The sequence below is a fragment of the Nocardioides sp. NPDC092400 genome, from assembly GCF_040684155.1.
GTDB lineage: Bacteria > Actinomycetota > Actinomycetes > Propionibacteriales > Nocardioidaceae > Nocardioides.
On the sequence record NZ_JBFBFJ010000001.1, the window covers coordinates 951080 to 973605 of the forward strand.

The following is a 22526-nucleotide window of genomic DNA, read 5'->3' on the forward strand; positions in this document are numbered from 1 at the left end:
CGCGGGAAGGTACCAGTGGGTAAGGTTCCGGCGTGCCGAGCCAGACCCCGTCCGCGACCCGCCCCCGGCGGCCGTGGCGGGCGACGCTGCGGCGCTCGGTGCGGCTGTTCCGCGAGTTCCGGTACGAGCAGCCCGACCCCGCACGGTTCTACACCGCGCTGGCCGAGGACTCGGTCGACCAGCTCTCGACGTACGTGCCGCTGGAGGGCTCGGTCCTCCTCGACGTCGGCGGCGGGCCCGGCTACTTCCGCGACGCCTTCCGCGCCGCGGGCGCGACGTACTGGGCCCTCGACGCCGACGTCGGCGAGCTCGCCGGCCTGGGCGGCATCGCCTCCGGCACGGTCGTCGGCAGCGGGATGGAGCTGCCCTTCCGCAGCGACGGCCTGGACGCCTGCTACTCCTCCAACGTCCTCGAGCACGTGCCGGACCCGTGGCGGATGGCCGACGAGATGGTCCGCGTGACCCGGCCCGGCGGCACCGTGTTCATCTCCTACACCCTCTGGTGGGGGCCGTGGGGCGGTCACGAGACCGCGCCGTGGCACTACCTGGGCGGCCGGCGAGCGCGTCGGCGCTACGCCGCGCGGCACGGCCACGAGCCGAAGAACCGGTACGGCGAGTCGCTGTTCGCCGTGACCGCGGGCGCCGGGATGCGCTGGGCGCGCGCGCAGCAGGAGCTCGGCGTCGCCGAGGTCGTCGACCTCACCCCGCGGTACAACCCCCGGTGGTCCCGCTTCCTGCTGCACGTGCCGGTGGTGCGCGAGGTGGTGACGTGGAACCTCGTGATCGTCCTGCGCAAGCGGTGACCGCCACCGAGCCGCTCGCGAGCACGCCGGGGACCTTCCGCTTCCGCCTGCTCGCCTCCTGCGTCCTGCTGGTCGGCCTGGCCTTCGTCCAGGACCCCGGCCTGCTGGCCGCCGACACCAAGCTCGACCTCGCGCTCGCCCCGGCCGACTGGCTCTCGCGCGCGCTCCACCTGTGGGACGCCGAGGGCGCCTTCGGCCAGCTGCAGAACCAAGCCTACGGCTACCTCTGGCCGATGGGGCCGTTCTTCCTGCTCGGCTGGCTCGTCGACCTGCCCGGCTGGGTGGTGCAGCGGCTGTGGCAGGGGCTGGTCATGTCCGTGGCGCTCGTCGGCACCGCCAAGGTCGCCCGCGCGCTCGGCGTCCGCTCGGACCTCGCGTGCCTCGTGGCGGGGTTCGCCTTCGCGCTGTCCCCGCGGCTGCTGACGACGCTCGGCCCGATCTCGATCGAGGCGTGGCCGAGCGCGGTCGCCCCGTGGGTGCTGCTGCCGTTGGTCCGCGGCGCCACGCACGGCTCGCCCCGCCGCGCGGCCGCCCTCTCCGCGCTGGCGGTCGCGATGGTCGGCGGCGTCAACGCCGCGGCGACCTTCGCGGTGCTGCCGCTGGGCATCGTGTGGCTGCTGACCCGCACGCCGGGCCCCCGCCGTCGCTCCCTGATGGTGTGGTGGCCGCTGTTCACCGCACTGGGGACGCTGTGGTGGCTGGTGCCGCTGTTCGTGATGGGCGCCTACAGCCCGCCGTTCCTCGACTTCATCGAGACCACGTCGGTGACGACGTTCCCGACGACCCTCTTCGACGCGCTGCGCGGGACCTCCAACTGGGTGCCGTACGCCGACGCCGGCTCGCGTGCGGGCAACGACCTGGTCCGCACCTCCTGGGTCCTGGTGCTCAGCGGCGTCCTGCTCCTGCTCGGCGCGGCCGGCCTGCTGGACCGCCGCACGCCCCACCGCGCCTTCCTCGGCCTCTCCCTGCTGGTCGGCGCGCTCATGGTGACCGCCGGGCACCGCGGCGCCGTCGAGGGCTGGTTCGCCGAGCCGGTGGCCGACCTGCTCGACGGCGTCCTGGCGCCGCTGCGCAACGTGCACAAGTTCGACCCCGTCCTCCGGCTGCCGCTCGTGCTGGGCCTGGCCTTCGTCGTCGACCGCACGCTCGCCGCACTGCGCGAGCACCGCGACGCCCCCCGCGCCGACCGGGTCAACCGGCGGGTCCTGGTCCTGGCGGCGGTGGTGGCCGTGGTCGGCACCGCCGCCCCGGCGCTCCAGGGCCGCGTCGAGCCGGCCGGCGCCACGCTCGGCGTCCCGGACTACTGGCACGAGGTCGCGGACTACGTCGCCGAGGAGTCCGCCGGCGGGACCGCGCTGCTGGTCCCCGGCTCGCCGTTCGGCGAGTACCTGTGGGGCGACACCGCCGACGAGCCGATGCAGTGGCTCGCCGACTCCCGGTGGGCGGTGCGCAACGTCATCCCGCTCACGCCGCCGGCGACCATCCGCATGCTCGACGGCATCGAGCAGCGGCTCGCGGAGGGTGACGGGTCGGCCGGCCTGACCGCTGCGCTGCGGCGCGCGGGCGTCGAGCACCTCGTGGTCCGCAACGACCTGCAGCGCTCCGACGACGTCCCCGACCCGGTGCTGGTGCACCAGGCGATCGACGCCTCGCCCGGCATCGAGCGGGTGGCGGAGTTCGGTCCGGCCATCGGCGGCGACGCCCACCTGCGCGACGACGGCCAGCGGATCCTGGTCAACGGCGGCTGGCAGGCCGAGCGCCCCGCCGTCGAGGTGTACGCCGTGTCCCCGGCCGCCTCGCCCGCCGTCTCCGGTGGTGACCCGACCGTCCTGGCCGCCGGACCGGAGGACCTCCCGGACCTGCTCGACCTCGACGTCCTCGGTGGCGGTCCGACCGTGCTCGCCCCGGACGCGGAGGACCTGTCCACCGGCGACGGCCGCCCGGGGCGGGTCGTGCTCACCGACGGCCTGCGCGAGCGCGAGCGTTCCTTCGCCCGGATCCACGACGGCACGTCCGCGGTGACCACCCCCGGCGACGTCCCGCGCAGCGACCGGCCGGTGCGCGACTACCCCCTCGACGACATGGACCGCTGGACGACCACCGCGCGGCTCGAGGGGGCCCGCGCCGTCTCCGCCTCGTCCTCGCTCTCCGACGCCGACACCTCCGGCGGCAGCGACCGCGGAGCGCTGCCCTACGCCGCGCTCGACGGCGCCCCCGACACTGCCTGGGACTCCGGGTTCCGCGACGGCACCCCGTGGTGGCGGGTGGACCTCGAGGAGCCGCTCGACGTCGAGCAGCTCACCGTCACCGCCGCGGCCGGCCACGGCCGCCAGCGGCTGCGCGTGGTCACCGAGCACGGCGCCTCCGAGCCGGTCGAGCTCAGCGCCGGCGGCACGCGCCGGATGCTGCTCCCGGCCGGCGAGGACGGCAGCACCGAGGTCGACTGGCTGCGCGTCGAGGGTGCCGGGGGACCGTCCCAGGGCCAGCTGGCGATCGCCGAGGTCGACGTGCCGGGCCTGACCGTGCGCCGCGTGCTCGACCTGCCGTCGGTGCCCGCCGAGTGGGGCGCGCCGGACGCCGTCGTGCTCCGTGCCGGCCTCGACGGCCGCACCGGCTGCGTCCAGGTCGCCCTCCGCGACCGGTGCGCCGCCGGGCGCGACCGCACCTCGGAGGACGGGCCGGTCGTGCGGCGTTCCTTCGAGCTCCCCGCCGCGCGCGCGTACGACGCGTCGCTGACCGCCCGGCCCCGCGCGGGCGCCGCCCTCGACCGGCTCGTGCTGCGCGACCAGCCCGCCTCGGCCGCCGCGTCCTCCACGGCCCTGGCCGACCCGCGGGCCGGCGCGGTCGCGGCGATCGACGGCGACCCCGCCAGCACCTGGCTGGCCGCCCCGGACGACGAGCAGGTCGAGCTGACCCTCTCCTGGCTGGGCCGCCGCCCGGTGCGGGGCATCGACCTCGATGTCGACGCGGACGTGGCCGCCCGGCTGCCCGACAGCGTGCTCCTCTCGTTCACCCGGCAGGGCCGCGTGGTCGCGCTCCGCGAGCTCGAGCTCGGGCGCGCCGGGCGTGCCCGCTTCCCCGCCGTGCGCGCCGACGGGGTGACGATCCAGGTCCTCTCCGCGGAGCGGGCCTCGGACCTGTCCTTCGACGGATCGGGCTCCGACGTCCCGGTGGGCATCGGGGAGGTGGGCCTCGAGGGCGTGCCGTACCTGCCCCTCGGTCTCTCCGACACCGAGGTCCGCCAGCCGTGCGGCACCGGCCCGGAGCTGCGCATCGGCACGCGGCGGACGCGCACCGCCCTGCGCGCCTCGCCCCTGCAGCTGCTGCGCGGGGTGGAGGTCCCGGCCGTGCCCTGCGGCCCGGTCCGCGGACCGCTCCTGCTCTCGGCGGGCGCGGTCGACGTCGCGGCGGCCCGCGGCGACGCGTCCCAGGCGGCCTCGGTGGTGCTCACCGCCGTCGACGACCCCGGCCCCGCTCCGGCGCCCACGTCGGCGGTCGAGGACCTCTCCGGGCCGGTCGAGCGGGTGCTCGAGCCCGCACCCGGCGACACGCTCGTCGCGCTCCGGGAGAACGCCAACGCCGGCTGGACGGCCACCCAGGACGGCGCAGCCCTGGACCCGGTCGTCGTCGACGGCTGGCAGCAGGGCTTCCGGCTGGCCGGGGACGGCCCGGTCACCGTGCGGTTCGCTCCGGACACCACCTACCGCGCCGGCCTCCTCGGCGGCGCCCTGGCACTCCTCGGCCTGGTGGCGGTCGTCGGGCTGACCCGGCGCCGCTGGGCCGGCCCGGTGCCGGAGCCGCTGGCCGACCGCCGCGTGGCTCGTCCGGTCGCGGTCGTGCTGGGCCTGCTCGGCGCCGGGCTGGTCGCCGGGACCGGCGGCCTGGTCGTCGGTGCGCTGACGGTCGCGGCGGTGCTGGTGCTCGAGCGCCGGGCACCCGAGGTGTCCCCGTGGGCCCTCGCCACACCGCTGCTCGTCGCGGCCGCGGCGTACGCCCTGACGCCCTGGGGCAGCAGCTCGGGGTGGGCCGGCGAGGACGCCTGGGTGGGCTACCTGTCGGTGGTGACGCTGGTCGCCGCGGTGTCGACCGTCGGCTCGGGCCGCGTGCGCGGGACCAGGCGCTTCAGGCGCATCGCCGGGACCTCCAGCAGCCGGTAGCCGAGCTCGGCCGCGACCAGGCTGCCGGCCAGGACGAGCAGCCACAGGGGCAGTCCGGGCGCGGTGAAGATCCGCCAGCCCGTCACCCACATCACCAGGTGCAGCACCGGCAGGTGCAGGGCGAAGAGGCTGTACGACGTGAGCCCGAGCCGGCGCGCGACCGGGTGGCCGAAGGTGCGGCCGAAGCCGCTGCGCTCGTCGGCCACGACGCCGGGCAGCACGAGCAGGACCCCGATGGCGGTGTAGAGCAGGTTCTTGGTCAGGGACTCCGCCGTCGTGGGCGCCACCAGCAGCGTCGGCCCGGCCAGCGGGGTGGCGGAGACCAGGAGCAGCCCGCCGGCGAGCGCCCAGCAGGCGCCCGCCTGCCGTCCCGGCGCCAGCAGCCGGCATGCGGTCGCGCCGCCGCGCGTGGCCAGGACGTGCACGAGCGCGAGGCCGATCCCGGCGGCGAACCAGGTGAGGTAGCCCGGCAGCCACTGCCCGGTCGCGCCGTCGACCCGGTCGCCCACCCGGTCGCCCCCGTCCAGGTGCCACCAGACCGTCACGGCCGCCATGAGCACCAGCAGCGCCACGACCCGGGCGGGGGAGAGCCGGCCGGAGGCTCCGCGGCCGGTGGCGACCAGCATCAGCAGGGGGAGCAGCAGGTAGAAGCACACCTCGACCGCCAGGCTCCACATGTGCGTGAGGCCGGCCGGCGGGAGCGGGTCGACGAAGGTGTTGGCGAGGAACAGCGTGCTGACCCAGTCACCGACCCCCAGGCCGTCGTTCTCGCGCAGGAGCGCCAGCGCGAGCACGGCGGTCACGACGTAGACCGGGGCGATCCGCAGCAGCCGTCGCCAGAGGTAGGAGCGGGTCGAGGGGCGGGGGAGGCCGGTGGCCGCGCGCGCGAGGTAGGGCCGGGAGAGCAGGAAGCCGGAAAGCACGAAGAAGACCGCCACCCCCGCGTCGAGCCGGGAGAGGAGGGTGCCCCAGAAGCCGTGCTGGCCGTAGTCGCCGGACCAGAACGCGACGTGCGTGGTGAGCACCGCGAGGGCGCCGACCGCCCGGAGGGCGTCCAGCGCGGGGAAGCGCGGCGCGACGTGGGTGTCCAGCTCGACGGGTGCCGCCGCGACGGTGGTCATTCGTCCTCCTCCGGCTCGAGGTCGCCGACCGCGAGCTCGTCCACGCACAGCGTGACACCCGGGTCGAGGCCGTCCAGCGTGATCTCCTCGAACTGGTCGTCGGCCTCGACGCGGACGTAGACCGTGCCCAGCCCGCGCACGAGGTCGGCGGTGGTGGAGCCGCCGCCGGCCCCGACCCGCAGACCGGTGTCGGCCGAGGCGAGGTAGTCGATCCGCACCCACCACGGGACACCGATCGCCGGTCCCTCGAGCACGACGTCGGTACCCGCCCCGCGGACCCGCCAGCCGCAGCCGGCGACCGGTCCGGGCTCCGCCTCGACGACCTCGTCCAGGTCGGCCGGGACGACCTCCCCGTCGGTCTGCACGAGGTGCAGCCGCTCGCTGGCGTCGGGGAAGCGGGCCGCCGGGGTCAGCATGGGCAGGAGCACGTCGAGCTGGTTGTACGGCGGGCCGAAGGCGCCGCTCACGTCGGACGCGAGCGAGTCGTTGGCCAGGTCGATGGAGCCGACGTCCGCCAGCTCCCGCACCGCCCCGCCGAGCATGGCCTTGCCGGGGTGCTGGTCGTGCCAGACCCGGGCGTAGGCCACCGAGCTCGCCACGCCGGAGCCGGCGACCAGCACGGTGGCGGCCGCCACCAGGCGCGGCCCGGGGACCCGTGCCAGCAGCGGCTCCGCCCGGGTCCGGCTCGGCTGCTCGGCGCCGACCAGCCCCATCGTCGCCAGCCCCAGGCACAGCACCGTCGCGCAGGCGGCGTCGGTCAGGTAGCGGTACTCGGTGCCGCTGACCGACCCGACGATCTGGGCGCGGGTGGTCAGCAGCAGGACGTAGTCGGTGCCGAGGTACAGCGCGAGCAGCGCCCAGGCGCGCAGCGTGCGCTCCCGGCGCAGCGCGATGCCGACCACGAGCAGCGCGATCGCGGTCCACGCCAGGTGGACCGCCCAGTCCGGCGGCGTCGCGCGGGCCACGGGGGCGATGTCGGTGCTCCAGTGCCAGGGCCCGCCGAGGACGCCGGTGGTGAAGGAGTCGCCGAGCATCCGGTCCGCGAGGCCGCCGGGGTCCTGGGGCCGCTCGCCCGAGGAGATCTGCGGCACCTCGACGACGTAGTAGACGAGGAAGGCGACACCGCCCGCGAGGCCGACGAGGACCGCCGGCCAGTAGGCGCGCACGACGGCGACCAGCCGACGCACGGGGCCGCCGGAGGCGAACCAGGCGAGGGCGATGAAGGCCAGCACCGGGAAGACCAGCAGCGTCTTGACGTAGCAGCACAGGCCGAGACCGAGGACCACGAGGGTCAGCGCCAGCCAGCGCAGGCGACGCGAGCGCAGGTAGTGCACCCAGGTGGCGACGGCGGCGAAGAACACCGCCTGCATCGGCACCTGGTTGAGCGCCGCCGCCCACCACATCATCGCCGGCATCGTCATCGAGGTGGTGAGGTAGAGCGCGAGCGGCACGAGGATCCCGGCGCGTCGGCCGAAGAGGGTGAGCAGCATCCACAGGCAGCAGGCGCTGGCGACCGCCTGCATCGCGATGCTGGTGGTCGCCAGCACCGGCCAGCTCAGCTGGTCGGTGGTCGAGGCGAGCCAGGCGAGGAAGCGGCCCCAGGGCATGAACTGCGCGGCGTACGGCTCGACGAGCTGGCCGGCGGAGAGGCCGCCCTCGGCGTGCGCCTCGTCGACCAGCTGGTAGTCGTCGCCGTAGAAGAACCCGCCGGAGAGCGCCCAGGTCCGGAACCCGACGTGCGCGAGGACCATCGCCACCGCGGCGCCGAGGACGGCCCGGCCGGTGTCGACGGGCGGTCGCCGGGTGGTCGTCGCTGGCCTGGTCAGCCGCCTCATCGCTCCACGCACGCGGCGCAGTCTGCCCGGCCGCACCCGGTTCGGAGGAAGTACGGACGGCATTTGGCCGAATTGGTGCACGAACGCTGTGACGCAGGTTACGTTCAGCGCCAGAAGACTTCCTGGGGAGGGAATGCGGTGCGAAAGATCATCGGACGGGTGCTCATCGCCGTCGGCGGCTTCCTGGTCGTGGCCGGAGTGCTGACGACCTTGTGGGCGCCGGGCGTGGTGAAGAAGACGCCGGTCGACGTCGACCAGACGACGCGGCTGGACGGGACGGCGACCAAGCTGGGCGAGACGTTCCCGGTGAACGTCACCAGCATCACCAAGGCCGACAGCGAGGCCTCCACCGACCGGACGACGGTCTGGGTCAACACCTCCTGCGTGGTGAGCAACGCCGACGGCGACGCTCCCGACTGCGTCGACGGCGAGGACCCGCGGCTGGTCTCGGCCACGGTCGGCACCTTCGCGACCGACCGCGTGACCGCGCTCGCCCGCGACCACGAGAACCTGCCGGAGGGCTCCACGCCGTACGAGGGGATCGTCAACAAGTTCCCCTTCGACACCGAGAAGAAGGACTACCCCTACTGGGATGGCACGCTCGGGCGCACCGTGGACATGGAGTACGTCGAGGCGACCGAGATGGACGGCCTGCCCGTCTACCACTTCTCCTCCGCCGTCGCCGACGAGGAGATCGAGATCGCCGATGGCACGCCGGGTACCTACAGCCAGGCCGTCGACATCTACGTCGAGCCCAAGACCGGAGCGGTGGTCAACCAGGAGCAGTCCCAGCAGCGCTACCTGGCCGACGGCACCCAGGTCCTCGACCTGAACGTCGCCTTCACCGACGACCAGCTCGCCACCAGCGTCAGCGAGGCCAAGGACAACGCCGCGAACCTCGACCTGATCACCAGCACCATCCCGCGCATCGGCTTCATCGGCGGCGCCGTCGCCCTGCTGCTCGGCGCGCTGCTGCTGCTCGTCGGTCGCCCGCGCCGGGCGACCAAGGCGCACGTCGCGCCGCAGCCCGCCTGAGGCCAGCGCCTCGAGGCGGTCGCACCGCCCGCAGCACCAGCCCCTCGCTCACCCCCGGGTCGCGCCGAACACGGCGGTCCCGGGGGTGAGTCGTCCCCGGACCTGCGACCAGCCGCCCCAGACCCGGTCGTGGCCCTCGGGCCACTCCGGCTCGAGCAGGTCGGTGATGACGAACCCCGCGCCGGACAGCACCGCGACCCAGTCGCCGAGCGTGCGGTGGTGCTCGACGTAGGAGACCTCCCCGGAGGCGTCGTCGACCTCGACGTACGGCGTGCGGTCCCAGTAGGACTGGCTCGCCACCAGGCCGGCCTCGCTCGGGTCGTCGGCGAACATCCACCGCGTCGGGTGGGTGATGGAGAAGGCGTACCTGCCTCCGGGCCGCAGCACCCGGGCCGTCTCGGCCACCGCCACCTCGAGGTCGCTGACGAACTGCAGCGCACCGAAGGAGGAGAAGACGACGTCGAACGACGCGTCGCGGAACGGCAGCGCCGTGGCGGTGGCGCGGACGGAGGGCACGACGACGCCGGTCTCCTCATCGATCCGGCGCGAGTGCTGCAGCTGCCGCAGGGAGAGGTCCAGGCCGACAGCCCGACCACCCCGGGCCCGGACCCAGCGCGAGCACTGACCGGCGCCGGAGCCCACCTCGAGCACGTCGCGGTCCGCGACGTCGCCGAGGACGCCGGCCTCGGCCTCGGTGAAGCCCTCCGGTCCCCACACGAACCCGACGTCGCCGAGGAACTCCCCGTGGGTGGCCTGGTACTCGTCGGCGTAGCGGTCCCAGTCGGGGCCGTTGGCACGCCTGGACTCGGTCTCGTCGACCGCGCGGCGCTCCACGCGCACGGGCGGCATCGGCGGGTGGTGGCGGGAGTCGGGAGCGTCCGGCGACCCGCTCACGACGGCCCTGCGCCGAGCGCGCGGCGCCGGTTCAGCGGGAACCGGCCGGCCAGCTCGCCGAGGGGGCCGACGGCCCGCCCGAGGGAGTCGGCGGAGTCGGCCAGGGAGGGGATCAGCGAGGCCAGCTCCTGCAGCCGCGGCTGGATCGACTCCAGGGTCTCCCCGAGCGCCACGAGCTGGTCGAGCGTGCCGCCGTCGGCGACGAGCTTCTCCACGAACCCGTCCTCGGTGAGCACCCGGTCGGCCAGCCCGCCGGGGGCGAGGACCCGGTCGAGGACCCCGCCCTCGGAGGTGAGGCGGTCCAGGGCGCCGCCGGCGGCGACCAGCCGGTCGAGCACGCCGTCCTGCGCCGCGAGCTGGTCGAGCACGCCGCCGTCGGCGAGCAGCCGCTCCAGGGCGCCGCCGTCGGCGAGCAGGCGGACCGCCGGCCCGTCCTCGGCGAGCAGCCGGTCCAGGACGCCGTCGGCCTGCAGCACCCGGCCCAGCGGGCGGTCCGGCGCCAGCAGGTCGGCCAGCGCGCCGGCCAGGCGCAGCGGCCCGTCCTCGTCGGCGACCAGGCGGGTGAGCTGCTCGGCGTACCCGTGCTCGCCGATGACCCGCATCAGCAGGTCGGCGTACCCGCCCGGGCGACGGACCGGGCCGTCGGCCGAGGCGAGACGACCGAGCTGGAGGGTGGTCTGCGTGGCTGCGGCGGCCAGCCGGACCGGGAGGGTCGCGGCGCCGACGAGGGTGGGCAGGAGGGGCATGCACCGACCGTAGCGCCGCGCGGCGGGCACCCGGAACGGCGAAGCGGGCGCGGACCCCGTGGTCCGCGCCCGCCCCCGCCCCGCCATGGTGCGGTCGGTGCCCGTCAGCCGCTCGTGCGACCGGTCTGCCGGGGGTTGCTCGGCCAGGAGCCCTGGTCGAGCGGGTCGCTGCCCGCGCGGACCTCCTTGCCGTCGTTCTGGCCGCCGTCGTCGGTGTCGCGGTCGCACGGGTTCGTCCGGTACCGCTTCACCTCCGCGCCGTCCTTGAGGCCGTCGCGGTCGCTGTCGGCCCGCTTCGGGTTGGTCGGGCACCGGTCGTAGCGACGGTTGGCCGACCCGGTGACCTCCTGCTTGTCGGTCAGCCCGTCCCGGTCGGTGTCCTTCCGGCGCGGGTCGGTCCGGTGCTTCTTGACCTCCGCGCCGTCCTTGAGGCCGTCACGGTCGGTGTCCTTCCGGCGCGGGTCGGTCCGGGTCTGCTTGACCTCGCGGCCGTCGTTCAGCCCGTCGTCGTCGGTGTCCTTGTCCCGCGGGTCGGTCCGGGTCTGCTCGACCTCCCGGCCGTCGGTCAGGCCGTCACCGTCGGTGTCGGGGTCCGTGGGGTCGGTCCCCGCCGCGGCCTCCTCGACGGCGGTCAGGCCGTCGCCGTCCACGTCGGTGCCGCCGGCGCCGTCGGTGGGGGACCCGGCGAGGTCGTCGCGCGGGTCGCGCGGGTCGGTGCCGTTGCGCACCTCGACCCCGTCGATGACGCCGCCGTCGTCGGTGTCGGCGTCGTTCGGGTCGGTCGCGCGGCCGCCCGAGGCGTTCGCGGACCCGGTGACCTCCTGGCCGTCGCCGAGGCCGTCGTTGTCGGTGTCGGCGTCGGCGGGGTCGGTGGCCTTCCCGCCGAACCCGCCGTTGGCCGACCCGCTGGTCTCCTGGGTGTCGGAGAGGCCGTCGCCGTCCCGGTCGGTCTGCCCCGCGGGCGGAGCGGTCCGGAAGTCGTCGGCCGGAACGTCGCGCGGGTCGGTGCCGTTGGCGACCTCGCGGCCGTCGCTGGCACCGCCGTTGTCGGTGTCGACGTCCCGCGGGTCGGTGCGGTGGGTGGTGACCTCGGCGCCGTCGGTGAGGCCGTCGTCGTCGGTGTCGGCGTCGTTCGGGTTCGTGCCGAGCTGGACCTCGCGCCCGTCCCCGAGGCCGTCGCCGTCGCTGTCGGCCACGGCCGGGTTGGTGGGGCGACCGCCGTAGAGGCCGTTGGCCGAGCCGGAGGTCTCCTGGACGTCGGTCAGCCCGTCGCCGTCGGCGTCGGCGGCCGGGCGGTCGTCGGCCCGGTTGTTCGGGTCGGTGCCGCGTCCCACCTCGGTGCCGTCGTCGACGCCGCCGTCGTCGCTGTCCGCGTCGGTCGGGCTCGTCCGCGTGTCCTTGACCTCTCGTCCGTCGCCCAGGCCGTCCCGGTCGGTGTCCCCGACCAGCGGGTCGCTGCGGTGGGTGACCACCTCGGCGCCGTCGGAGAGCCCGTCGCCGTCGGTGTCCGCCCGGTTCGGGTCGGTGCCGACCTGCACCTCCCGACCGTCGCCGAGGCCGTCGCCGTCGGTGTCGGCCTTCCGCGGGTCGGTCGCACCGGTCGGGTTGCCGGGGGAGGAGAAGGGGTTCTCGCTGCCGCTGGTCTCCTGGGCGTCGGTGAGCCCGTCGGAGTCGGAGTCGGCCGATCCGGTCTCGGTGCCGCAGGCCAGGCCCCCGGCGGGCGCCGTGGCCTCGACGTGCATCGGGAAGAGGTCGACGGCGGCCACGACGACGCCGTCGCCGAGCACCGGCAGCAGCTCCAGCTCGACGTGCAGCAGGCTGGCGTCGCCGACCGCGCGGGTGCCGTCGGCGGCGATCGTCTCCGTCTGGCCGCCGAGGGAGAGCTCGAGGCGCAGCAGCGGGTTGCCCGGGACGGCGAAGTCCTGGGGGACGCCCGGCGCGAGCGGCTCGGCCGCCCGGCCCGCAGCGGCGACGGTGACGACGGGGCGCTCGTAGTCGACCGTCGACGCGCCGGCGTCGCCGGTGACGGTGGCGGTCAGGCGCGGGGCGGAGGCGACCCGGACGACCAGGTTTCCGCCGAGGAGGCGCAGGTCGGCGGCCGAGCCGACGGCCTCCGCGACGACGTCGCGCCCGCCGTTCGCCTCGCCGTTGGCCACGAAACGGGTGGACTGCGAGGCGCTGACGGTGCCGGGGACCTCGACGAGTGCTCCGACGCCGGGCACGTCGAGGACCGTGGCGTCGGCGGTGCTGACCGAGGACCTCGAGACGTCGGGGACGCTCGGGAGGCACTGGCCGCCGGTGCCGATCCGCGCCCGGGCGGAGGCCTGGGAGACCCCGAGGGAGAGGACGCCGGGCAACGAGCTGGTCGGCACGATCGACGCGGTGTCCGCCGCCCCGGCGTCCGGCGGGGCGGACTGCTCGGCCTCGGCGAGGATGCCGGGCAGTGCCTGGCCCAGCAGGGCGGTGTCGAGGTTGGCGGCCCGGGCGGTGACCCGGGGGCTGCCGGCACCGACCGTGCCGCGGACCGGCCCCAGGCCGACCTCGGCGGCGGTGACCACCCCGCCGAGGTCCAGGGCGTCGACGTGCAGGACCTCGCCGGTCACCGAGGAGGTGACGGTCGTGGGCACGGGCTCGGGGGCGGCTGCCGCGCCCGGTGCCGGGAGGGCGGTCAGGGAGAGGGCGGTGAGGGAGAGGGCGGTCAGGGAGAGGGCGGCCGGGGACGGCCGGCCGGTGCGGACCGGTCGTGGCAGGGGTCGCTCGGGGGGCATGGGAGGCATGGGGGTCTCCTGTGGCGGGGGTCGGGGGGACGGCGCCCGCACGCCGGGGGACCGCGCCGGAGCGGCACGGCACGACGGGGGCGCCGAGCGAGGGGGCGGACCGGCGCCTGGGGGAGAGGACCACGTCAGGGGCGGGGTGGCACGTCGCTGCTGGTGTCGTACCCGGCGCGGACCCCGCTATGCGCCGGTCCTGCGAGGACCCCGACCGGTGCCGGCGGCGGTGGGTACCTGCGAGGGTCGCCGTAGGAGTTGGCTCCGCCTCGCGCCGCGGCGTAGGCTGGCCACGCGCCAGAGGTCTGCCTGCGTCCCGGACGGAGCGGACCCTCGCTCGCTATCAGCCCACCCGCTGCTCCGCAGCGTGCCGGGCACGACACCACCGGTAGTGAAAACGACCTCCCGCGCGCGCCCGCACGACATCTGCCCACCCAAGGATCTGTCTCTACATGACGAGCACCATCTCCACTCTTCCGGACTACGACGCGCCTCAGGTCGCGGTCAACGACATCGGGTCCGAAGAGGACTTCCTCGCCGCGATCGACGCGACCATCAAGTACTTCAACGACGGTGACATCGTCGACGGCACCATCGTCAAGGTGGACCGCGACGAGGTCCTGCTCGACATCGGCTACAAGACCGAGGGCGTCATCCCCTCGCGCGAGCTGTCGATCAAGCACGACGTCGACCCCTCCGAGGTCGTCGAGGTCGGCGACAAGGTCGAGGCCCTCGTCCTCCAGAAGGAGGACAAGGAAGGCCGCCTGATCCTGTCCAAGAAGCGCGCCCAGTACGAGCGCGCCTGGGGCACCATCGAGCAGGTCAAGGAGGAGGACGGCGTCGTCGAGGGCACCGTCATCGAGGTCGTCAAGGGCGGCCTGATCCTGGACATCGGCCTGCGCGGCTTCCTGCCCGCCTCGCTGGTGGAGATGCGTCGCGTCCGCGACCTGCAGCCCTACGTGGGCCAGACCCTCGAGGCCAAGATCATCGAGCTCGACAAGAACCGCAACAACGTGGTCCTGTCGCGCCGTGCCTGGCTCGAGCAGACCCAGTCCGAGGTCCGCCACGGCTTCCTGACCCAGCTGCAGAAGGGCCAGATCCGCAAGGGCGTCGTCTCCTCGATCGTCAACTTCGGTGCGTTCGTGGACCTCGGCGGCGTCGACGGCCTCGTCCACGTCTCCGAGCTGTCCTGGAAGCACATCGACCACCCGTCCGAGGTCGTCGCCGTGGGCGACGAGGTCACCGTCGAGGTCCTCGACGTGGACATGGACCGCGAGCGTGTCTCCCTGTCGCTGAAGGCGACGCAGGAGGACCCGTGGCAGCACTTCGCCCGCACCCACCAGATCGGCCAGATCGTGCCGGGCAAGGTCACCAAGCTGGTGCCCTTCGGCTCGTTCGTCCGCGTCGAGGAGGGCATCGAGGGCCTGGTGCACATCTCCGAGCTGGCCGAGCGCCACGTGGAGATCCCCGAGCAGGTCGTCCAGGTCAACGACGACGTCATGGTCAAGATCATCGACATCGACCTCGAGCGTCGCCGGATCTCGCTGTCGCTCAAGCAGGCCAACGAGACCGCCACGGCCGCCGACGTCGAGGAGTTCGACCCGACGCTGTACGGCATGACCGCGACGTACGACGAGCAGGGCAACTACGTCTACCCCGAGGGCTTCGACCCCGAGACCGGCGAGTGGCTCGAGGGCTTCGACGAGCAGCGCGCGACCTGGGAGGAGCAGTACGCCAAGGCGCACGCCCGCTGGGAGGCCCACGTCAAGCAGCAGCAGGAGGCCGCCAAGGCCGAGGTCGAGGCCGGCGAGGCCACGTCGTACTCCAGCGGTGGCACCGACGACACCGCCTCCACCGAGGGCGGCTCGCTCGCCTCGGACGAGGCGCTGCAGGCGCTCCGCGAGAAGCTGACCGGCGGTCAGTGACCCGCTGACCAGCAGGTAGCAGCACCAGACGCACGAAGGCCCGGCCACCTCACGGTGGCCGGGCCTTCGGCATGTCCGGACGGCTGGGTGGCGGGCCGGTCACCAGACGCCGGGGGCGCGGAACCGCGGGTCCTCGACGTGGGAGGCGGGCGGCCGGGACGGCCCGCGGCCGTCGTGTCGGGTGCGGAGGACGGTCGCGACGGCCAGGGCGGTGGCGACCAGCAGGAGCAGCATCAGGAAGGTCATGGCAGGAATCCTGCTCCTGCCGAGATCCCGCCACGAGTGGCAGAGACGCCAGGGTGCATTGATTTCCTGCCATGTCCGGGTGCATGCTGTGCCGGTGGAGAGCACGCACGCGGGCAACGCCATGAGGAACGTCGTGGTCCTGGTCCAGGACGGCGCCGAGCCGTTCGGCCTCGGGTCGATGTGCGAGGTGTGGGCCGAGCCGTACCACCCCGAGGACGACAACCCGGTCTTCGACTTCAAGGTCGCCACGACCCGGCCCGGGCGGGTGCGCGGCGCCTCCGGCTTCGACCTGCACGTCGAGCACGGGCTCGACGTGGTCGCGGGGGCCGACCTCGTCTGCGTCTGCCCCAAGCGGGACTACCTGGAGCCCTCGCCGGAGGTCGCGGCGGCCGTGCGCGCGGCGCACGACCGGGGAGCGACGGTCTTCGCGCACTGCACCGGCGCCTTCGTGCTCGGCGAGGCGGGGCTCCTCGACGGCCGGCGCTGCACGACCCACTGGCGCCACGCGGACCGGCTCGCCGAGCGGTTCCCGCGGGCGCAGGTCGACGGCGACGTGCTCTACGTCCACGACGGCTCGGTGATCACTGGGGCCGGGTCGGCCGCCGGGCTGGACGCGGCCCTGCACCTGCTGCGCGAGACGTTCGGCGCCGCGACGGCCGCCAGCGCGGCCCGCCGGATGGTCGTCCCGCCGCACCGCGACGGGGGACAGGCCCAGTTCATCGCGCGGGCGGTGCCCGACTGCGACGCCGAGACGCTGGGTCCCCTGCTCACCTGGATCGTCGCCAACCTCGGGTCCGACCTCGACGTCGAGACGCTCGCGCGGCGCGCCCTGATGTCGCCACGGACCTTCGCCCGGAGGTTCCGGGCCGAGACGGGGGCCACCCCGCACGCCTGGGTGACCCGTCAGCGGGTGCTGCGCGCCGAGCAGCTGCTCGAGGAGACCGACCGCCCCGTCGAGTGGATCGCGGGCGAGGTGGGCTTCGGCAACGCCGCCACGCTGCGGCACCACTTCACCCGGGTGCGCGGGGTCAGCCCCCAGCGGTACCGGCGGCAGTTCGCGGTCCCGGCCCCGGCATGATGGCCGCGTGACGGACGACCCGGGGACCTTCCTGCTCGGTGTCGGGGCGCAGAAGGGCGGCACCAGCTGGCTGCACGACTACCTCCAGGCGTCACCACAGTTCGATCCCGGGTTCCGCAAGGAGTACCACGTCTTCGACGGGCTCGACCTGCCCCACTCCTCCTACGTCCGGGAGCGGGTGCTGCGGCAGGCTGAGCGGGCCCGGCTCGCCCGGGAGGCCGGCGAGCCGTACGACGAGGGACGCCTGCTGCGGGCGTCGTTCTACACCGACCCCGGCGCCTACCCCGACTACTTCGCCGGCCTGCTCCGGGCGCCGGGGACCCGGCTGACGGCCGACGTCACCCCGTCGTACGCGCTGCTGGGGGAGGAGCGGCTGGCCTCGGTGCGCCGGTCCTTCGAGGAGCGCGGGGTGCGCTGCGTCGCGGTGTTCCTGATGCGGGACCCGGTCGACCGGGTGTGGTCCTCGGTGCGGATGTCCTACGACCGCGGCCGGGGCACGGAGGGGCGCACGGCGGAGGAGCGCACGCTCGAGGTGCACCGCCAGGACTACCACCGGCTCCGCTCGCGCTACGACCTGACCCTGGACCGGCTCGATGCCGCTTTCGCGCCGGGCCTGGTGCACCTCGAGCTCTACGAGCGCCTGTTCCGGCCCGAGGCCGTCGAGGAGCTGTGCGGCTTCCTCTGCATCGACGCCCACCCCGCGCAGGTCGGGAAGCGGGTCAACGCCACCCCGACCGACGCGGTGCTGCCGGAGGCGACGGTGCGGGAGGTGGCGGCGACGTACGCCCCGGTGTACGACGCCGTGGCCCGGCGGTTCCCCGACGTCGACCTCGAGCGGCTCTGGCCGAGCGCACGCTTCCGCTGAGGCGACCGCCCGGACGGGACCACCCGCGCTGCTCGAGCGGTAGTTATGACCCCTGTCACACCGGGTACTGCCCCGACGAGCGACGACTCGGGACGGGGACGCTGGAGTCCCAGGGCAGGCCAACCTGGACGGTCGTCGCTGGGAGGGTTGCGGTGAGCGATCGTCGACAGATGGACATGGACGGCCTGCGCGAGCACTGGGCGTGGCGGCCCGAGTGGGTCCGGGAGCGCCCCTGCCTCTACTGGTACCTCGCGGTGGGACCGGCCGGCCTGGCCGAGGCCTGCGAGCCCGTGCTGGCCGAGCTGCGCCGCACGCCGTGGCTCGACGTCGTCCCACCGGCCTGGTGGCACGTCACCGTGTGCGACGTCGGCTTCGAGGACGAGCTGGACCCCTCCATGGTCGACCGGGTGGGCGCGTCGGTCGCCGAGGCCGTGGCCGCGGCCGCGGGTGGGACCCCTCCGGGCGCCCTGCACCTCGACTGCGGGCCCTACGAGCGGTTCGCCAGCGCGGTCGCGCTGCGCGTGGGGCCGTCCGCGGCCGTCGGCGCGCTCCAGCAGACCGTGCGGGACGCCACCGAGCTGGTCCTCGGACCGGGCCGGCCACTCGTGCACCGCCACCGCTTCCGGCCGCACCTCAGCCTGGGCTACGCCAACCGGGCGGTCACCGGTGCCGAGCTCGACTCGCTCGCCCGTCGGCTGCCGGAGGTCGCCGGGCAGGCGCAGGTTGACCGGCTCAGCCTGGTCGCCGTCACCAGGCGCGACCGGCACTACCAGTGGTCCGTGCGCCGCGAGGTCCCGCTGCACCGGGTGCCGGTCCCCTCGGGGGCGGTGGGTTGAGTGCGCCCCGACGTGCAGGCGTGGTTCGCCCACCGCACGAGCACGAGCGCCGACCACGACCGGCACCGGCTGGCCGACCGCAAGGGCGCGACCACCGTGAGCATCGTCCTCCCGGCGCGGAACGAGGCGGCGACCGTCGGTGCGATCGTCGAGCGGCTCCTCGAGGAGCTCGTGGAGCGGGTCCACCTCGTCGACGAGGTGCTCGTCGTCGACTCGGGGTCCGACGACGCCACGAGCGAGGTCGCGCGCGCCGCCGGGGCGACCGTGGTGCGCCAGGACCAGGTCCTCCCCGAGCTCGGCGACCGGCCGGGCAAGGGCGAGGCGCTGTGGAAGTCGCTCCACGTCACGACCGGCGACGTGGTGGCCTTCGTCGACGCCGACCTGTGCGAGTTCGACGCCCAGTTCGCGGTCGGGCTGCTCGGGCCGCTGCTCGACGACCCGCGCGTGGAGTTCGTCAAGGGCTTCTACGACCGGCCGCTGCACACCGGCGGCGAGGTGCTGCCCGCCGGCGGCGGCCGGGTCACCGAGATCCTCGCCCGGCCGCTGCTGGACATGCACCTCCCCGAGCTGGCCGGCATCGTGCAGCCGCTGGCGGGGGAGTACGCCGGCCGCCGGACCCTGCTCGAGCGGCTGCCGTTCGTCTCCGGCTACGGGGTCGAGATCGCGATGCTCGTCGACGTCCTGCACGAGGTCGGGATCGACGCGATCGCCCAGGTCGACCTCGGCCTCCGGCGGCACCGCAACTCCGGCGACGCCGCGCTGGGCCGGATGGCCTGCCAGGTCTACCTCGCGCTGCTGTCCCGCCTCGAGCGGTACGGGCACGTCGTCGTCCACGACCCGCCGACCCCGCTGATCACCCAGTTCGCGCGGGTGGAGGACGAGTTCGTCCCCACGACCTCGTGCGTGGCGGTGAGCGAGCGCCCGCCGATGGCCCGGCTCGCCGTGTCGTCCGACCCCGGCCGCGCGACGGGCCGGCCGTGACCACCGTCCTCGTCAACGCGGGCCCGTGGCTGCCGGTGCCCCCGGGAGGCTACGGCGGCATCGAGAACGTCGTCGCCACCCTGGTGCCCGAGCTCCGCCGGCTCGGGGTGCGCGTGGTGCTGGCGACCGTGGGGACCAGCGAGCTGGAGGTCGACGAGCTCCTGTGCCCGCTGGCGGGCCCCCGGTTCGAGTCGGTCGCCGCGCCGTACAACCAGGTCTCGGGGATCGCGCACGCCCACATGCACGAGGTGGCCGCGGAGCTCCGCCGGCGCACGGACGTCGACGTCGTCCACGACCACCTCGAGGTCGTGGGTCCGGCGGTGCTGGCAGCGATGGGGCGCAGCGCGCCACCGGCCCTGCAGACCCTCCACTGGGACCTGCGCAAGCACGCGGACTTCTACGAGCGCTTTGACGGCGGCGGCCGCGTGCGGTTCGCCGCGGTCTCCCGCTCGCAGCTCGAGCGCGCGCCGGAGAACCTCCGGGCGCAGGCGATGGGCGTGGTCCCGCTGGCGGTCCCGACGCCGGCGGGAGCGGCGGGCGGCAACGGGGGAGCGCTCGGGGAGCACGCGCTGGTGCTCGCCCGGATCACTGCCGACAAGGGGCAGGACGTGGCGGTGCGGGTGGCCCGCGCCGCGGGCGTGCCGCTCGTGCTGGCCGGGCCGGTCGCCGGGATCGGGGACCCCGGCGAGCTGCGCGAGCGCCTCGCCGCGGGCGAGGAGCGGCTCCTCGCCCACCCCGACGTCCGCTACTGGTGCGAGGAGGTCGCTCCCCACGTCGACGGCGAGCAGGTGCGCTGGGTGGGCTGCGTCGGCGGGGAGGAGAAGGAGCGGCTGCTCCGCTCCGCCCGCGCGCTGCTCACCCCGATCCGCTGGGCCGAGCCGGGGGCCACGGCCGTCGTCGAGGCCCTCGGCCGGGGCGTCCCGGTCGTGGGGACGCCGCTGGGCGTGCTGCCGACGCTCGTCGAGCACGGCGTCACCGGCTTCCTCGCCGACACCGAGGCCGGCCTCGCCGCCTGCCTGCGCGACGTGGGCCGGATCCGCGCCGAGGACTGCCGCGCCGCGGCGGCCCGCTGGACGCCGGAGGCCATGGCCCGGAGCTACCTGGACCTGTACGACGCGCTCCTGGAGGCCGCCGGATGAGGATCGTCGTGGTCGGGGCGGGGTCGGTGGCACGCCGGCACGTCGAGGTGCTCACCGGGCTGGGCGCCCGTGTCGTCGGGGTGGTCGACCCCGACGAGGCCGCCGCCGGGCGGCTGGCCGCGGCCTGCGGGGCCACCGCGACGACCGACGTGGGGCAGGCGCTCGACGACGGACGTCCCGACGCGGCGTACGTCTGCGTGCCGCCGTTCGCCCACGGCCCCGCGGAGCGAGCGGTGCTGGCCCGCGGCCTCCCGCTGTTCGTCGAGAAGCCGGTGGGCCTGGACCCGGCGGTCGCCGAGGAGGTGGCGGGGCTGGTCGAGCGCGCGGGGGTGGTGTCCGGCACCGGGTACCACTGGCGCTGCCTGGACACCCTCGACCCGCTCCGCGAGCGCGCCGCCGCCGCGCCGCCGCTGCTCGCGGTCGGCTCCTGGCTCGACAAGCGGCCGCCGGTCGCCTGGTGGGGATCGGCCCGGTTGTCGGGCGGGCAGGTGGTCGAGCAGCTCACCCACGTGCTCGACCTCGCCCGCTCGCTGCTCGGCGAGGCGGCCGAGGTGCACGCCGTGGGCGTGCGTCGGGCGCCGACGGCTCCGGACCGGCAGCCGGACCCGGTCGACGACCCGGTCGACGACGCGACCGCCGCCCTGGTGCGGTTCGCCTCGGGCGCCGTGGCGTCCTTCACGGCGACGTCGCTGCTCGCCGCCAAGCGGCAGGCCTCCCTGCAGCTGTGCGGCCCCGGCTGGTGGGCGGAGGTCGACGACACGCGCGTGTGCTGGGACGAGGGGAACGGGCGGCGGCCCGAGGCGTGGTCGGAGGACCCCCGGGTGGCGGTCGACCGGGAGTTCCTCGAGGCGGTCCGCGGCGAGCGGGCGGCCACGCGCGCGCCGTACGCCGAGGCGGTGCGCAGCCACCGGCTCGCCTGGGCCGTCAGCGAGTCGGCGCGCACCGGCGGGCCCGTCCGCCTGGACGCCCCGTCCGCCGGAGCGGGGGGAACGGCGTCGTGAGACGGCACAACCTCGTCGTCGAGGCACCGGGGCGCGTCGTGCTCGTCGAGGAGGACCTGCCCGAGGTGCCGGAGGGCGGGCTGCTCCTGGAGACGGTGGCGACCGGGTTGTCGGCCGGCACCGAGCTCACCTTCGTCAAGGGCGACCACCCGGGGCTGCACCGCGACCACGACGTGGAGCTCGGGCTGTTCCGCGAGCGTCCTGGCGGCGCCCCGGCGTACCCCGTGCGCCGCCTGGGCTACATGGAGGTCGGCCGGGTGGCCCGCTCGCGGACCGCCGCGTTCGGCGAGGGCGACCTCGTCGCGGCGGCGTACGGCCACGCCACCGCGCACGTCGCCGACCCGCTCCGCGAGCACGTCGTGCCCCTCCCGGACGACCTCGACCCGCTGCTCGGGGTGTACGTCGCGCACGTCGGGCCGATCTGCGCGAACGGTCTGCTGCACGCCGCGGCGGACGCCGTCGGACCCTCCACGGCCCGGCTGGGCGACGGCGTGGCCGGCCGCCGGGTGCTCGTCGTCGGCGCCGGCCTGATCGGCCTGCTCACCGCGGTGATGGCCGCCGACCTGGGCGCGGAGGAGGTGGCGGTCGCCGACGCCGACCCGCGCCGGCTCGACGTCGCCGCGGCGCTGGGCCTCACCCCGGTCCCGCTGGACGGCGACCCGGCGGTCTGGGCCAAGACCCGGTGGCGCCACGGGCCGGCCGACCACGGCGCGGACCTCGTGCTGCAGTGCCGCGGACGGACCGCCGCGCTCGCCACCGCCCTGCGCGCCGCCCGGCCGCAGGGGACGGTCGTCGACCTGGCGTTCTACACCGAGCCGACCGCGGACGTCCGGCTCGGCGAGGAGTTCCACCACAACGGGCTGCGGCTGGTGTGCGCGCAGATCGGGCGGGTGCCCCGGGGCACCGGCGGCGCCTGGGACCGCCTCCGGCTCTCGGCCTGCACCGTCGGGTTCCTTCGCCGGTGCGGCGGCCCGCTGCGCGAGCACCTCCTCACCGACGTCCTCCCGCTGTCCGACGCGCCGGAGCTCCTGGCCGACCTGGCCGCGCGTCGCCGGCACGCCCTCTCGGCCGTCTTCACCACCGGCCGCGGCTGAGC

General features: G+C 75.3%; 17 protein-coding genes. 11 read left to right on the forward strand and 6 right to left on the reverse strand.

Going from position 1 to position 22526, the window contains the following annotated elements; genetic code table 11:
* Positions 1–32 precede the first annotated feature (32 nt).
* Positions 33–803: a class I SAM-dependent methyltransferase gene (locus tag AB0N29_RS04695; RefSeq protein WP_364864486.1), complete on the forward strand. Its 771-nt coding sequence runs from the start codon at positions 33–35 to the stop codon at positions 801–803.
* Positions 800–4960, forward strand: a complete 4161-nt coding sequence (locus tag AB0N29_RS04700) for an alpha-(1->3)-arabinofuranosyltransferase family protein (protein WP_364864488.1) — start codon at positions 800–802, stop codon at positions 4958–4960. The genes AB0N29_RS04695 and AB0N29_RS04700 overlap by 4 nt, the downstream gene beginning before the upstream one ends.
* On the opposite strand, the gene AB0N29_RS04705 is transcribed toward AB0N29_RS04700, so the two are convergent.
* Complete coding sequence (locus tag AB0N29_RS04705) at positions 4852–6081, reverse strand: acyltransferase (RefSeq protein WP_364864490.1); 1230 nt, start codon at positions 6079–6081, stop codon at positions 4852–4854. The genes AB0N29_RS04700 and AB0N29_RS04705 overlap by 109 nt on opposite strands.
* The gene (locus AB0N29_RS04710; protein WP_364864492.1) at positions 6078–7928 is read right to left on the reverse strand and encodes a hypothetical protein; all 1851 of its coding nucleotides are present in this window, start codon (positions 7926–7928) and stop codon (positions 6078–6080) included. Before AB0N29_RS04710 ends, AB0N29_RS04705 begins: the two co-directional genes overlap by 4 nt.
* 126 nt (positions 7929–8054) lie before the next feature.
* On the opposite strand from AB0N29_RS04710, the gene AB0N29_RS04715 reads away from it, so the two are divergent.
* Entirely contained in the window at positions 8055–8951 is an 897-nt protein-coding gene (locus tag AB0N29_RS04715; RefSeq protein WP_364864494.1) for a DUF3068 domain-containing protein, read from the forward strand.
* Positions 8952–8999: 48 nt separating this feature from the next.
* On the opposite strand, the gene AB0N29_RS04720 is transcribed toward AB0N29_RS04715, so the two are convergent.
* From AB0N29_RS04720 to AB0N29_RS04730, 3 genes are all read right to left on the reverse strand, one after another.
* A complete protein-coding gene (locus AB0N29_RS04720; RefSeq protein WP_364864496.1) occupies positions 9000–9845 on the reverse strand; it encodes a class I SAM-dependent methyltransferase in 846 nt (281 codons plus the stop codon).
* On the reverse strand, positions 9842–10591 hold the full coding sequence (locus tag AB0N29_RS04725) for a hypothetical protein (protein ID WP_302270862.1): 750 nt from the start codon (positions 10589–10591) through the stop codon (positions 9842–9844). Before AB0N29_RS04725 ends, AB0N29_RS04720 begins: the two co-directional genes overlap by 4 nt.
* 104 nt (positions 10592–10695) lie before the next feature.
* Positions 10696–13368 carry a hypothetical protein gene (locus AB0N29_RS04730; protein ID WP_364864499.1) on the reverse strand — a complete coding sequence of 891 codons (2673 nt, stop codon included), beginning with the start codon at positions 13366–13368 and terminating at the stop codon, positions 10696–10698.
* A 443-nt stretch (positions 13369–13811) separates the two neighbouring features.
* Between AB0N29_RS04730 and rpsA the strand changes: the two genes are divergently transcribed.
* Positions 13812–15284: a 30S ribosomal protein S1 gene (gene rpsA, locus AB0N29_RS04735; RefSeq protein ID WP_302270864.1), complete on the forward strand. Its 1473-nt coding sequence runs from the start codon at positions 13812–13814 to the stop codon at positions 15282–15284.
* A gap of 99 nt (positions 15285–15383) precedes the next feature.
* Here the strand turns inward: rpsA and AB0N29_RS04740 are convergent, their stop codons facing one another.
* Entirely contained in the window at positions 15384–15530 is a 147-nt protein-coding gene (locus tag AB0N29_RS04740; RefSeq protein ID WP_302270865.1) for a hypothetical protein, read from the reverse strand.
* 94 nt (positions 15531–15624) lie between these two features.
* On the opposite strand from AB0N29_RS04740, the gene AB0N29_RS04745 reads away from it, so the two are divergent.
* The 7 genes from AB0N29_RS04745 (at position 15625) to AB0N29_RS04775 (ending at position 22524) form a co-directional block, all read left to right on the forward strand.
* A complete protein-coding gene (locus AB0N29_RS04745) occupies positions 15625–16608 on the forward strand; it encodes a helix-turn-helix domain-containing protein (protein WP_364864502.1) in 984 nt (327 codons plus the stop codon).
* A gap of 7 nt (positions 16609–16615) precedes the next feature.
* Positions 16616–17473: a sulfotransferase gene (locus AB0N29_RS04750; protein ID WP_364864504.1), complete on the forward strand. Its 858-nt coding sequence runs from the start codon at positions 16616–16618 to the stop codon at positions 17471–17473.
* 152 nt (positions 17474–17625) lie between these two features.
* A complete protein-coding gene (locus AB0N29_RS04755; protein WP_364864506.1) occupies positions 17626–18309 on the forward strand; it encodes a 2'-5' RNA ligase family protein in 684 nt (227 codons plus the stop codon).
* Entirely contained in the window at positions 18310–19290 is a 981-nt protein-coding gene (locus tag AB0N29_RS04760) for a glucosyl-3-phosphoglycerate synthase (RefSeq protein ID WP_302270870.1), read from the forward strand.
* Complete coding sequence (locus AB0N29_RS04765) at positions 19287–20429, forward strand: glycosyltransferase (protein WP_364864508.1); 1143 nt, start codon at positions 19287–19289, stop codon at positions 20427–20429. The genes AB0N29_RS04760 and AB0N29_RS04765 overlap by 4 nt, the downstream gene beginning before the upstream one ends.
* On the forward strand, positions 20426–21430 hold the full coding sequence (locus AB0N29_RS04770; protein WP_364864510.1) for a Gfo/Idh/MocA family oxidoreductase: 1005 nt from the start codon (positions 20426–20428) through the stop codon (positions 21428–21430). Before AB0N29_RS04765 ends, AB0N29_RS04770 begins: the two co-directional genes overlap by 4 nt.
* On the forward strand, positions 21427–22524 hold the full coding sequence (locus AB0N29_RS04775) for a zinc-binding alcohol dehydrogenase (protein WP_364864512.1): 1098 nt from the start codon (positions 21427–21429) through the stop codon (positions 22522–22524). The genes AB0N29_RS04770 and AB0N29_RS04775 overlap by 4 nt, the downstream gene beginning before the upstream one ends.
* Positions 22525–22526 lie beyond the last annotated feature (2 nt).